Raw genomic sequence first — 12,874 nt, 5'->3', positions numbered from 1 at the left:
GGACAACCGTGCTGGGATTCCTGCGTCTTCACACAGGCGGACGTCTTGAGCCGTGGCTCCCATAATCCGTTTGAATGCGCCCGGTCTGGCTGCCAGACTGGTGCGTGACGAGGCGCAATCATACGTGCCGCCCGATCCGTGGAAAAGGTACAGATCGGGCTTTTTCAGCCGCTGAGGTGTGATGATGGAAAAGTTGGAAAAAACCCTGGAAGAATGGAAAGCCATGCTCGATCCGCAGCAGTACGAGGTTTGCCGCCTCAGTGCGACCGAGCGCCCGTTCTCCGGCAAATACAACGACACCAAGACCGACGGTGTCTACCACTGCGTTTGCTGCAACGAAGCGCTGTTCGACTCCAAGACCAAATTCGATTCCGGTTGCGGCTGGCCGAGCTTCTACGCGCCGATCGGCGAAAGCGCGATGACTGAAATCCGTGATACCACGCACGGCATGATCCGCACGGAAGTGAAGTGCGCGCGCTGCGATGCGCATCTGGGTCACGTGTTTCCCGATGGCCCGCCGCCGACGGGCCTGCGTTATTGCATCAACTCGGTGTGTCTGGACCTCGAACCGCGCGCTTAAACGATTGAAGGCGACCTTCGGGTCGCCTTGTTATTCGATAATTAAATTGCACACAATTTAATTGCTCGCTATGTTTGGCCTTTCCTGACTGTCTGCGGAGCCCAGTGCCATGAGCGACAACCTGCTGAACATTCCTTGCACCACGATCAAAGGTGAGCAAAAGACCCTGGCTGATTTCGCCGGCAAAGCGGTTCTGGTGGTCAACACTGCGAGCAAGTGCGGCTTCACCCCGCAATACAAAGGCCTCGAAGAACTGTGGCAGACCTACAAGGATCAGGGCCTGGTGGTCCTGGGCTTCCCCTGCAATCAGTTCGGCAAGCAGGAGCCGGGCAATGAGGGGGCGATCAGCGAATTCTGCGAGTTGAACTTCGGTGTCAGCTTCCCGCTGTTCAAGAAGATCGAAGTCAACGGTGCCGGCGCTCATCCATTGTTCGTACAGTTGAAGAAACGTGCGCCGGGCGTACTGGGTTCCCAAGGCATCAAGTGGAATTTCACCAAGTTCCTCATCGGCAAGGACGGCCAACTGGTCAAGCGCTTCGCCCCGGCGACCAAGCCGCAGGACCTGAGCCGCGAGATCGAAGCCCTGCTCGAATGAACAGCCTGCCGGTCGATTCGCTGAAGCTCGACAGCCAGTTGTGCTTCAAGTTGTACGCCGCCTCCCGGGCGGTGATTCGGGCCTACAAGCCGATGCTCGATCAGCTGGGTCTGACCTACCCGCAATATCTGGCGATGCTGGTGTTGTGGGAATGGCAGGACGCCGCGCCGGAGCAACCGACCGTCAAGGCCTTGGGCGAACGCCTGGCGCTGGACTCGGGCACGCTGACGCCGTTGCTCAAGCGCCTGGAGCAGTTGCAATGGGTGCAGCGCCAGCGTTCGACGCGCGACGAACGGGAAGTCCATCTGAGCCTGACGCCCGCCGGGCAAGCCTTGCGCGAGCAGGTCGGGCCGCTCAAGGCCCGACTGCTGTGCGACAGCGGGGTGGATCTGGACCGCCTCAATGACCTGCGCAACGGTCTCGATCACTTGCTGGGCCAGATCAAAGCGCTGTCGTAGTCGGGATCCACTGATCAAGCAGTGCCGCCAGTTCTTCTCGGCGGAACGGCTTGGCCAGATAGTCGCTCATGCCTGCCGCGCGGCAGCGTTCGCGTTCTTCGGACATCGCGTTGGCGGTCAGAGCGACGATGGGCAGGTGCGGCCAGCGCCCGCTCTGACGGATCTGCCGGCTGGCTTCGTAGCCATCCATCACGGGCATGTTGCAGTCCATCAGCACCAGATCGAATTCGTGATACTCCAGTTGATCCAGCGCTTCGGCGCCATGGGCGGCGACGATGACCTCGCAGCCCAGTTTGCCGAGCATGCCTTTGGCCACCAGTTGATTGACCGGGTTGTCCTCCACCAGCAACACCCGCCCGCGGCGCACCGAGGGAGAGGTTTCGAGCTGCGCATCGTTGATTGCAACCACGTCCGGTTGCAGGGTGCGCCGCAGGTTCTGGTAGAGCGCATTGCGCGCCAACGGTCGCGCCTGTTGTTGCAGCGGTGCGAGCGCGGCCGCTTCTTCGCTCGGCAGGAAACTGCCGTAGGCGGTCACCAGCAAAATCGGCGCACCGAGCGTCGGGCGCAGGCCGAACAGGCACTCCGGGCAATCGGTGATCACCACATCCGGGGTCAGGCCCAGCAGCGAGTCATCAATGGTGCGCTGTTCATACGCAAGTCCCCAGACCGGCAGCAGACTCTGCAACAGCTCCGCCAGACCACTGCTCGCTGCGGTGATGGCGAGTATCTTGCCGTGCAGCGGCGCCGGTGCCAGTGCGCGCGTATGGCAGGGCAGTGGCAACTCGGCACAGAACTGACTGCCGAAACCGGTCTCGGAGCTGATGGTCAGGCGGCCCTGCATGGCCTCGCAGAGGTTGTACGTCAGCGCCAGTCCCAGCCCTGTGCCGCCATACTGACGGGTGATCCCGGCGCCCGCCTGGGTGAACGGCTGGAAGATTTTCAGCTGCGCGTCCTGGGCGATACCGATGCCGGTGTCGCAGACCTCGATGCGCACGCCATCCCTGGAGGTCGACAAGCGCACATCCACCCGGCCGAACCGGGTGAATTTCAGTGCGTTGGACAGCAGGTTGCTGACGATCTGCCGAACCCGGGTCGGATCGCCCAATACCAGGGCCGGGAAGTGAGGGTCGATCAGGCAGGTCAGCTCGACGCTCGGCGCGGCATTCTGCGAGAGCAGATTGGCGGTGTCTTCGATCAATGAGCCGAGGTCGAACGGGATGTGCTCGAGCTCCAGTTGCCCGGCATCGAATTTCGACAGGTCGAGAATATCGTTGAGCAACTCGACCAGCACCTTGCCCGAATCGTGGGCGATCGACAGCTGTTGCTGCTGCTCGGCATTCAGCGGGCCGTCGAGTGACAGCGCGATCATCCCCAGCAGGCCGTTGAGCGGCGTGCGGATCTCATGGCTCATGTTGGCGAGGAAGGCCGAGCGGGCCTCGGCCATTTCCAGGGCGGTGCTGCGAGCGACTTCGAGTTCCTGATTGGACTGGCTGAGCCGCGTATTGATCGCCTTGAGTTCGGCGGTACGCGCCGAGACGATGTTTTCCAGTTGTCCGAGATAGTCCGTCAGGCGGTTTTCGGCGTTGCGCCGCTGCTGGATCTCGGTGGCAATGTTCTCGAATTGCTGATTGGCGACTTTGACCAGCACGCCGATTTCATCGTTGGCATGGCCGGACGGACATTCCAGCGTGGTCGGTTCGGCACTGCGCGGGTCGCGTCCACTGAGCTCGCGGATCACCCGCACCAGCGGTTTGGTCAGCATCACGTAGAACAGCGCCAGCAGGAGGCCGGTCAGAATCAGGCTGCGGGCGAAGCCATTGAGCAAGGTGATCTCGGCCCGACGCAGGAAACGGCTGCCAAAGGCGTAGGTATCGACTTCAAGGCTCAAGACGCCCAGCGATTCATTGGGCAGATGATCCAGATACAGACGATCCTCGAACTGGCGCTTGGCACCAAACAGGAAGTCGCTGATCACCCGATAACCGCTTTGCAGTTCCGGGCGTTTTACGCTGGCCAGCACCGTGCTGTTGTTGTCGATCAGTTGCGCAGAAATGATCGCCGGCGAGCGCAACAGCCCCAGGGTCAGTTCCTGCGCCAGCTCGGCGTCAATGTTGTAGGCGATCCGTGACGCCGGGTTATGGCTGATTTCCAGTAAAGACAGGATTTCACGGTTGATAGAGGCGTCTTCACTGGCATAATCGATGCCGATTTGCAGCAGGCTGAGCAGCGTGCCCAGAATGAACCCGACCAGCACGGTAAGCCTGGCTTGCTTGTAAGACAGCCGGTGGGTGAATTTGATATCCATGGGGTGTTGAACCACTTCCGTTTCCCTTCGCTGCTCAAGCATAGTCGATCATGTATGGATACCGAGGTTCCCGAATCGCCTTGTAACAAGGCTTGGTAGGTGAATTCTGATCTGTGTGTCGTCGCTGGATCGTCATCATCACTGTGAACGTGCCCGAGGAGAAGACGTGGATTCCCGATTGAATGCTTTTCTTGAACGCGCCGAGTCGGTTCTGGCGCGGATCGAACCGTTGTTGCCGGCACCTCGGCCGGTGATCGACTGGGGTACTTGTCTGGCAGCGCGCTGGCAGCGCGACGGACGCAGCGGCTACCTGCTGCCACTGGAAGTCAGCCTCGACATGCGCCTGTCCGACCTGATCGGTGTCGACCGTCAATTGGAGCAACTGGGGCGCAATACCCAGCAATTTCTCGATGGCATGCCGGCCAACCATGCGCTGCTCTGGGGCTCGCGCGGTACCGGCAAGTCTTCGCTGGTGCGAGCCTTGCTGGCGGAACACGCCGCCGCGGGCCTGCGCCTGATCGAGATCGAGCGCGATCATCTGGCGGATCTGCCACGGGTGGTCGAGCAGATCGGCAAACTGCCACAACGTTTCGTGCTGTTTTGTGATGACTTGTCGTTCGAATCCGGTGAAGGCGATTACCGTGTTCTCAAAAGCGTGCTCGACGGCTCGCTTGAACAGGCGCCGGACAACGTTTTGCTGTACGCCACTTCCAACCGTCGCCACTTGGTGCCGGAGAAGGAAAGCGATAACGAAAACTGGAAACGCGTCGACGGCGAACTGCACCCGAGCGAAGCCGTGGAAGACAAGATCGCGCTGTCGGACCGTTTCGGTCTGTGGCTGTCGTTCTACCCGTTTACCCAAGAACACTTCCTCAACGTCGTCGAGCACTGGATCGGCCAATTGGCCGCCAAGGCCGGCCTGAGCTGGCAGCGTGATGAAGCACTGGACATCCTCGCCGTGCGTTGGGCCACCGGCCGCGGTAATCGCAACGGACGTTGCGCGTACCAATTCGCCCGTTACTGGGTGGGACTGAAATTGTTGGAGCACAAGGCATGATTGATTTGCAACAAAGCGGCCAGGGCCTCGAAGGCTATGGCATGTTGGCCGCGCAACTGGAATCGCTGCTGGCGGATGAGCGCGACTTCATTGCCAACGCCGCGCAGTTTTCGGCGTTCCTGTACAACCAGCTCGATGACTTGAACTGGGCGGGTTTTTACCTCAACCGCAACGAAGAGCTGGTGCTGGGCCCGTTCCAGGGCCAGATCGCTTGCGTGCGCATTCCCTTCGGTCGTGGTGTGTGTGGCGCGGCGGCAGCCAGTCGGCAAACCCAGCGCGTTGAAGACGTGCATGCGTTCCCCGGGCATATCGCCTGCGACAGCGCTTCGAACAGTGAGCTGGTCGTGCCGTTGGTCAAGGACGGACACCTGATCGGTGTACTCGACCTCGACAGCCCGAAACTGGCGCGTTTCGGCGCGCAGGATCAGGCCGGTATCGAACAACTGGCGGCGATTTTCCTGCGTCTGACCGACTGCTGATCATGCGCTGAGGCCAGCCTTGTGCAACAGGCTGGCCGGATCCACGGCGTCGATCTGCGCTGGATCGAGAAAGCGCACGGCGTACTGCAGGTACACACCTTCGCTGATGAACAATCCAAACAGCTGGGCATCGATGTGCGCTTCACGGCACATGGTGGCCATGATCGCCAATGCTTCACTCAAGGTTTTGGCTTTCTTGTACGGGCGGTCAGCCGCTGTCAGCGCTTCAAAGATATCGGCGATCGCCATCATCCGTGCCGGCAGACTCATTTCTTCGCGTTTCAGGCGTTTCGGATAACCGGTGCCGTCCATTTTTTCATGATGACCGCCGGCGATTTCGGCAATGCTGTCGAGGTGGCCGGGGAAGGGCAGGTGACTGAGCATCATGATGGTCTGGACCATGTGGTGATTGATCACGTAACGCTCTTCGCGGGTCAGGGTGCCACGGCTGATACTCAGGTTGTACAGCTCGCCGCGATTGTATTTGTAGCGCGGCACCTCCAGTTTGAAGCCCCACGGATTGTCTTCGGGAATCAACTCGTTCGGGTCGCGTTCGAGCAAGTGTTCGGGTTTGTCTGCCAATAGCTGTTCACTGACCGGCAAGCTCGGCGCCGGCGTGCGCGACTGACGCCGGTTCTCTTCCCAGGACACACCCAGACGGTCATCGAGGGTACGCATCCAGGTGCGTCGAGCCAGATCATCAAGGCGTTGCAGATCCGCTTCGGCCATGGCCTCACTGCCCAGGTTGCAGCGCGCGACAAACGCGAAGTCGTCGTCGAGCGCCGTCAGTGTCGCATCGCGCTGTTCGGCCAATGCTGTCTCATCACCGCCCAGGGCACGCGTCTGCCAATAGCTGATCCAGGCATCACGCTTGAGTACTTCGAAGCGGGTGCGGATCTCGTGAATACGGTCGTTGATGGTTTCCAGTTTGGTCGCCTTGTCGACCACGTATTCCGGCGTCGTGACCTTGCCGCAATCGTGCAGCCACGCGGCAATGTGCAAGGCTTCCCACTCGTCTTCGCTGGGTTGATAGGCGCTGAAGGCTGGCGCCTGACTGGCTGCCGCTGCCTGAGCAAGCATCAGCGTCAGCTCTGGCACGCGCTGACAATGTCCGCCGGTATAAGGGCTCTTCGCGTCGATGGCGCCGGCGAGCAATTGAATGAAGGCGTCGAGCAACTGCTTCTGGCGGGCTTGCAGACGCTGGCTCTCGATACTCACCGCCGCCGCGCCGGACACGGCCTGGAGGAACGCGATGCGGTCGGGGCGCAGTTTTTCCAGATCGACTGCCGTGCCGCTGTCGTTCACCAGCAGGATCAGCAGACCGATGGTTTCGTCGTGGCGATTGTGCAGGCGGAGGCCGATCAGATGAACGCGTGGCGATTGCATCGCCAGCAGGACTTTCTGCAGATCGCCGGCCTGATCGACGCCGAAGTTGCTCACCACATTGTTGGCGTTGATCAATTGCTCGAACCACGTCGGGCCCTGGTTGTGTTGCAGATCATGGCCCTCAATGTCGAACGCCTCCAGCGTCCGGGACGTGCCGTCGATGACCAGTCCGTAAGGCTCCATGCGACTGCTATCGCTTTCACGCAGATAGATCAGCCCCGCCTGCGCCTGAGCAATCTGCACCGTTTCGAACAGCACCCGTTGCAGCAGGGGGGCGAAGCGGGTTTCGGCGCCAAGGGTGTCGGTAATGCGGAAAAAACTCGCCAGGGTGTCTTTCATCCGTGCCATCGACACGCTCAATTGGTCGACTTCAAGCACGGGCGAGCGACGTGCCAACGGAAAATTGAAATCGAAACTGCGGATGGCGTCGGCTTCCTTGACCAGCGCGTGCAACGGCTTGACCAGAATCCGCGAAATCACCCAGCCCAGGGGCAGGCACAGCAGCAAGGTCGCCAGGGTGATCAGCGCACCTTGCCAGCGCAAGCGGTAGGCATCGACCAAAAGTTCGTCTTCCGGTACCAGTAGCGCCAGTTGCAAACCTTTCGGGCCTCCCTCCTGAATGCTGCTGCGCGCGACGATCCATTGCCGGCCGTCCGCCTGCAGGCGATTGCCGGAATGCGCGCCGGACAACAGCGCGTGCAGGCTCGGACTCAGGTCTGCGGCTTTTGCCAGATGTGCGGTGTTGCCATCGACGATCAGCCGCTGGCTGTCGGGATAGGCCACCGCGTTGCCGTCAGCATCGAACAAAGCAATTTCGGTGGACGCAGTGACGACATGTTTGCTCAGGGCGGCAGACAATGCGACCAGCGTCAGGTCAGCGCCGATCACGGCATGCTCGCCGCTGCGTCGGGCCAGCGTGGTGCCGACATTGTGCGTGGAGAAAAACACGTAAGGTTCGGTGGTGATCTGTTCGTTTTGCTGGCGGGCATCGGTGAACCACGCACGGCTGCGCGGGTCGTAGCGGTCTTCGGGATTGTCCTGACGGCTGATCGGCATCAGTGCCTGATCGAAAAACAGTGACTGTGAGTGCATGGCGCCCTGCGCGTCATGCTCGATGCTCCAAACCTGATATGCCGCTGCTTCAGGGGCCTTGAGCAGTGTTTTCAGCGCGGCGCTGCGCAGCGGGCGCACCATGAAAAAGTCGCCGTTGGCATAACCCAGATACAGCGAGGCCAGATTCGGGTTGTCGGTGAGCGACTGGCTGAACGGCCTGAGCAAAGGCAAGCGTTGTTCAAGGCGCTCGGCCTGAGCGGCGGGGTTGTCCGCCAGCAGGCTCAGCAGATGCCGGATCGGCTGATAGGTGGCGGACATGTCGAGGCGCACGTCCTGTTCGATCCTTTCGAACAGCTTCTCGCTGCTTGAAAGGATGATCTGCGTGGTCTGGCGGTAATTGAACAATCCCAGCACGACCCCGGTGAGCAGCAGCAGGAATGTGAACATGACGCTGATGTGCACGTGCAGCGGGAACCGGCGTTGCTCCGGGCGCAGTGGGCTGGGCATTTCTGGCTCTCCATGATGGTTAACTCACTGCTCAGCGCCAAGCATAGTTAAGGCACGCTCATTGTGCCTCGATCCGACAACGTCAGTTGTTGCTGAAGGGCCTGCTCCAGTTCGAGCATCGCGCGGTTGCTCGCTTCGCAATGGCGGGCGATCTCGGTTGTCGCCTGTGCCTCGGCGCAGGCCTGCTCGAGGGCATCGCAACATTCGATCACGCGCGTGGCCTGAGCAATGCGCGCGGCACCCTTGATCTTGTGCGCGACCACGGCCAGTGCGCCGCGATCATGTTCGGGCGACAGCGCGAGCAATTCCTGGCGGTCGAGGCGGCTGCTTTTAAGTAATTCGGCCAACAGCCGGCGAGCCTGCGCTGGATTACCTCCGGTGAGCATATTCATGTTTTGCAGATTGAATGCCGGTGCCGTCGACGTCGGCGTGATGCCATCGACCCACTGGCTGAGCAGGCTCAGGCTCAGGGGCTTGAACAGACAGTCGTCCATGCCGGCCTGTTTGCAACGCTGGATTTCCTCAGGTTGCGCATTGGCCGTGAAGCCCAGCACGGTGCACGGCGGGCTGCGTGTCTGCAGTTCATGCTGACGAATGGCGCGAGTCAGTTCATAACCATTCATCAAGGGCATGTTGCAGTCGACAATCACCAGATCGAAATGGCCAGCCGTCCACAGTTCCAGGCCACTGCAGCCATTCTCGGCAATGCTGAAGTGATGGCCGAGAAACTCCAGTTGCTGACACATCAGCAAGCGATTGGCCGGATGGTCATCCACCACCAGCACACGCAGGGGGGAGCAGGATGTCTTGATCGCAGGTTCACTTTTGATCGTATTCGCCTGTATCGGCAGTGTTTCCAGGGCCAGTGAGAGGCAGACCTGGGTACCGATGCCCGGCTGACTGCTCAATTGCAGTTGTCCGCCCATCATTTCGCACAGGTTGCGACTGATCACCAGCCCCAGGCCGGCACCGCTTCTGCCTTGTTGACTGCTGTTTTCGGTCTGGGCAAACGGTTCGAACAAGCGTTGCTGATCCTCTGCACTGATACCGACACCGCTGTCCTGCACGGTCAGTTGCAGCAAGGCGCGGGCGGGCGCATCGGTGTTCATGAGATCGAGGGTAATGCGCACATGGCCTTGTTCGGTGAATTTGATCGCATTGCTGACCAGATTTGACAGCACCTGTTTGAAACGCAGAGGGTCCAGATACACATCGACGGCCAGATCCGGCGGATTGAAGATGACTTGCAGGGAAAGATTCTTCTGCCGCGCGAGACCGTCGAAGATTCTCGCCACTGACGTCACGGTGTCGACCAGATTGACCCGTTCCGGGCAAAGACTCAGGCGTCCGGATTCGATCCGCGCGATATCGAGAATGTCACCGATCAACCCCAGCAGATCCTTGGCCGAATGATAGGCCGTGTCGATTGACGAGCGATCCGGATGTTGTTGATCCATGCGTCTGAGCGTCAGCTCGAGCATGCCGATCACGGCATTCATCGGCGTGCGGATTTCATGACTCATGGTCGCCAGAAACGTGCTTTTCGCCCGGTTGGCCTCATCTGCCCGTTCTTTGGCCGTGCGCAGTTCCTCGAACAACTGACGGCGTTCGCTGATGTCGATCCAGCCACCGATGATGCCTTTCACGTCGCCGCTGGAGTCGCGGTACGGCAGGATCCAGTGATAGATGGTCAGGCGCCGGTTACCGATGTGCAGAGGTCGGTCGACGACCATCGGCGTGCCCTCGGCAACGACGCGCTGGTAATCGGCCTGAAAGGCCTGGGCTTCGAACGCGTTGCTCAGGGTGCCCTCGATGACGCTTTTGCCAATGACGTCTTCACGCCTGGCATTGAAAGCTTCGAGGTAGCTTTCGTTGCAACTTTGCAGCAACCCCTGGCGATCACGAACATAAATCGGGTGCGGCGTGCCATCGACCAGTGAACGCATGAATTCGAACTGGTCGTTCAGCGCACGCTCGGCGGCCTGGCGTTGTTTGATCTGGTGGCGCATGTAGGCATTCCAGGCCAGGAGCAACAGCAATAGCAGGCAGGCGCCGAAAATCACTTGATAAAACAGGCGCTGGTAGTTGTGCCAGATGTTTTGAGACGCCGTGGAATAACCGCGCCAGCGGCCATTGATCACGCCCAGTTCGTCGGGTGCGATGCTCAACAACGCCTTGTTGATGATCGAGGTCAGTTCCGTATTGTCCCGTGCGGTGGCCAGTGAAAAGGCCGCCTGACCGGTGCCGATGGTGGTGGTGATCTGCAGCGCCTGATTAAAGATCCGCGAGGAAATGAAGTAGTTGGCAATGACCAGCGAGTTCACAGCGCCTTCGACGCGGCCTTCAGCGAGCAGCGAGACTGCACTGAAGGTATCCGCCGTTTCGATCAACTGGATGCGCGGGTACTCTCGGCGCAGGTATTCGACCATCGGATTGCCTTGGGCAATCGCCAGTTGTTTGCCTTTCAGCTGGCCCAGATTGGTCGGGCCATCGGCGCTTTTGCGGGTCAGCAGAACGTAGGAGTTTTCCAGGTAGGGGCGACTGAAGTTGAGGGTTTTTTCGCGTTCCGTTGATGGCAGAAGCGCTGCGATCAGATCAGCTTGATGACGGTCTATCTGCTGGATCATTTCCGCGTCGTTGCGGCTGCGACGGATCTCGAAACGCAGGCCGGTACGCAGGCGGACCAGTTCGAGCAGGTCGGCACTGATGCCGCGAAAATTGCCGTCGTTGTCAAAGAATGTCAGGGGCGCGAACGCTTCGTTCACCACCACACTGACAACTGGATGCTGCTTGAGCCACGCTTCTTCGCGCTGGGTCAGTTGCAGTTTCTGGTCGGTGAGCAGCAGATCGCTGCCGGCGCTCCAGCGTTTGGCGATGTTGTCACGCTCACTGGCCGGCACGGCCTTGAGCACGCTGTCGACGATGGCCAGCAGTTGCGGGTTGTTGCGGCGTACGGCGAAGCTGAATCCCTGGGCCTCCTGTTTGCCGAAGTTGGCCATGCGCACGTTGTTCAGGTAGCCCTTGTTGATCATGTAGTGCGTGGAGAGCGTATCGCCGAGAAACACATCGGCCTGATCGAACGCTACGGCATTGATCGCATTCTGGTAGGAGGGGTAGCAGGTGATGAGTGCTTTGGGGTACAGCGCCTTGACTTCGGGCAGCGGCAAATAGTGATAGACCATGCTCAGCCGCAAGCCGGCCAGGCCTTCAGTGAGAGAGCGGGTTTCGTCTTCGCGGGTGACCAGCACAGGTTGGTCAACAGCGTAGGGGGTCGATAACGCAAGGTTGGCGTTGCTCGCTTCGAAGCCGTTCGCGGTACCGAGCAAATCGACCTGGCCGTCGACCAATGCGCGAATGGCCGCACCCCGAGAGGGAAAGCGCTGCACCCTGATCGGCAAACCGGTGGCCTGGCCGAGGAGTCCGGCGTAGTCGGCCGTCAGGCCTTCGTAGTCCTTGCCACTGACCGTCATGTCAAAAGGCGGATAGTCGGGCGCGGAGGTGCCCAGAACCAGTTCGCTGCGTGCAAGCAGCCATTGCCGTTGGGACTGTTCGAGCGTGACCTGCACCGGTTCGTTCGCCGACCGGCTCAGCAGGGCATAGTCCGGTGACGTGCCGGGCATGGCGAATACGTTGGTGCTCAGGCAAAGACCTGCACTCAACGCCATTAAATAGTCCTTTAAACGGCTGGGCATGCGGGCTCTCACACGAGTGCGTTTCGTTTGGCCATCTCGATAAGTTCTACAAGGGATTTGGCTTTGAGTTTTTGCATCAGGCGTTTTTTGTAGGTGCTGACAGTCTTGTTACTCAGAAACATGCCCTTGGCTATTTCCTTGTTAGTGCGACCTTGGGCAAACAGTTGCAATACCATCAATTCGCGGTCGTTGACGGATTTGAACAGTTCCAGTTCGGCAAAACGAATGTCGTCACTGCGAACCGGATTCAATGCCTGACTGGGGAAATAGTTGTAACCGGAAAGTACCGCTTTGATCGCACTGACCAGTTCGCTCAAGTCTTCCTGTTTACACACATAACCCGATGCGCCGGATTGCATGCAGCGAATACCGAAGAGGGTCGGACATTGTGCCGTCAGAATCAGGATTTTCAGCGGAGAGCCCATGGCATTGAAGCGGGCCAGCACTTCCAGTCCGTCCAGCTTGGGGATGCTCACATCGAGAATGACCAGATCGGGCATGCATTCGCGCACCATTTGCATGGCATCGACCCCGTTATCGGTTTCACCGACGACCTTGTAACCTTCATGCTCCAGCAGCATTCGAACGGCGAGACGGATGACCGGATGATCGTCGACAATAAAAACGGAGTTCATAATCAAATCCCATGCAAGCACGAATAAAGCGCGCACCTTAGCTCAGATGAATGAACGCTCGCATGAAGTGACATGGCTCTAGCCACGTTATCGGATTATTCCTACAACTAATAAGGAAACAGACTAC

At 59.5% G+C, this 12,874-nt stretch carries 9 protein-coding genes; 5 read left to right on the top strand and 4 right to left on the bottom strand.

Translation table 11 applies throughout. The annotated features are described in order from the left end of the window. The first annotated feature begins 184 nt into the window (after positions 1 to 184). The 3 genes from msrB to QOM10_RS20665 all read left to right on the top strand — a co-directional run bounded on the left by msrB (position 185) and on the right by QOM10_RS20665 (position 1,633). Complete coding sequence (msrB, locus tag QOM10_RS20675; RefSeq protein ID WP_127929230.1) at positions 185 to 580, top strand: peptide-methionine (R)-S-oxide reductase MsrB; 396 nt, start codon at positions 185 to 187, stop codon at positions 578 to 580. Positions 581 to 689: 109 nt separating this feature from the next. Then, positions 690 to 1,175, top strand: coding sequence for a glutathione peroxidase (locus QOM10_RS20670; RefSeq protein ID WP_127929229.1), 486 nt, complete (start codon positions 690 to 692; stop codon positions 1,173 to 1,175). Continuing rightward, complete coding sequence (locus QOM10_RS20665) at positions 1,172 to 1,633, top strand: MarR family winged helix-turn-helix transcriptional regulator (protein WP_127929228.1); 462 nt, start codon at positions 1,172 to 1,174, stop codon at positions 1,631 to 1,633. The genes QOM10_RS20670 and QOM10_RS20665 overlap by 4 nt, the downstream gene beginning before the upstream one ends. Here the strand turns inward: QOM10_RS20665 and QOM10_RS20660 are convergent. Continuing rightward, complete coding sequence (locus tag QOM10_RS20660) at positions 1,617 to 3,938, bottom strand: response regulator (protein ID WP_127929227.1); 2,322 nt, start codon at positions 3,936 to 3,938, stop codon at positions 1,617 to 1,619. The genes QOM10_RS20665 and QOM10_RS20660 overlap by 17 nt on opposite strands. Before the next feature lie 166 nt (positions 3,939 to 4,104). On the opposite strand from QOM10_RS20660, the gene QOM10_RS20655 reads away from it, so the two are divergent. Together QOM10_RS20655 and QOM10_RS20650 are read left to right on the top strand one after the other, a co-directional pair. Then, positions 4,105 to 4,995, top strand: a complete 891-nt coding sequence (locus QOM10_RS20655; RefSeq protein WP_242205651.1) for an ATP-binding protein — start codon at positions 4,105 to 4,107, stop codon at positions 4,993 to 4,995. Beyond that, entirely contained in the window at positions 4,992 to 5,474 is a 483-nt protein-coding gene (locus QOM10_RS20650) for a GAF domain-containing protein (protein WP_150750716.1), read from the top strand. The genes QOM10_RS20655 and QOM10_RS20650 overlap by 4 nt, the downstream gene beginning before the upstream one ends. Here the strand turns inward: QOM10_RS20650 and QOM10_RS20645 are convergent, their stop codons facing one another. The 3 genes from QOM10_RS20645 to QOM10_RS20635 are packed head-to-tail and all read right to left on the bottom strand — an operon-like array spanning position 5,475 to position 12,747. Next, complete coding sequence (locus QOM10_RS20645) at positions 5,475 to 8,420, bottom strand: HD domain-containing phosphohydrolase (protein WP_316916869.1); 2,946 nt, start codon at positions 8,418 to 8,420, stop codon at positions 5,475 to 5,477. A 47-nt stretch (positions 8,421 to 8,467) separates the two neighbouring features. Continuing rightward, a complete protein-coding gene (locus QOM10_RS20640; protein ID WP_316916868.1) occupies positions 8,468 to 12,112 on the bottom strand; it encodes a transporter substrate-binding domain-containing protein in 3,645 nt (1,214 codons plus the stop codon). Between the two features lie 8 nt (positions 12,113 to 12,120). After that, complete coding sequence (locus tag QOM10_RS20635) at positions 12,121 to 12,747, bottom strand: response regulator transcription factor (RefSeq protein ID WP_007908640.1); 627 nt, start codon at positions 12,745 to 12,747, stop codon at positions 12,121 to 12,123. Positions 12,748 to 12,874 lie beyond the last annotated feature (127 nt).

It is taken from the genome of Pseudomonas sp. P108 (assembly GCF_032613195.1).
Classification (GTDB): domain Bacteria; phylum Pseudomonadota; class Gammaproteobacteria; order Pseudomonadales; family Pseudomonadaceae; genus Aquipseudomonas.
This window is presented reverse-complemented; position numbering and strand designations above follow the sequence as displayed.

Bases quoted from the DNA above. Each gene is read 5' to 3' on its own strand.
- msrB (WP_127929230.1), top strand. From the start codon at position 185: ATGGAAAAGTTGGAAAAAACCCTGGAAGAATGGAAAGCCATGCTCGAT.
- QOM10_RS20670 (WP_127929229.1), top strand. From the start codon at position 690: ATGAGCGACAACCTGCTGAACATTCCTTGCACCACGATCAAAGGTGAG.
- QOM10_RS20665 (WP_127929228.1), top strand. From the start codon at position 1,172: ATGAACAGCCTGCCGGTCGATTCGCTGAAGCTCGACAGCCAGTTGTGC.
- QOM10_RS20660 (WP_127929227.1), bottom strand. From the start codon at position 3,938: ATGGATATCAAATTCACCCACCGGCTGTCTTACAAGCAAGCCAGGCTT.
- QOM10_RS20650 (WP_150750716.1), top strand. From the start codon at position 4,992: ATGATTGATTTGCAACAAAGCGGCCAGGGCCTCGAAGGCTATGGCATG.
- QOM10_RS20645 (WP_316916869.1), bottom strand. From the start codon at position 8,420: ATGCCCAGCCCACTGCGCCCGGAGCAACGCCGGTTCCCGCTGCACGTG.
- QOM10_RS20640 (WP_316916868.1), bottom strand. From the start codon at position 12,112: ATGCCCAGCCGTTTAAAGGACTATTTAATGGCGTTGAGTGCAGGTCTT.
- QOM10_RS20635 (WP_007908640.1), bottom strand. From the start codon at position 12,747: ATGAACTCCGTTTTTATTGTCGACGATCATCCGGTCATCCGTCTCGCC.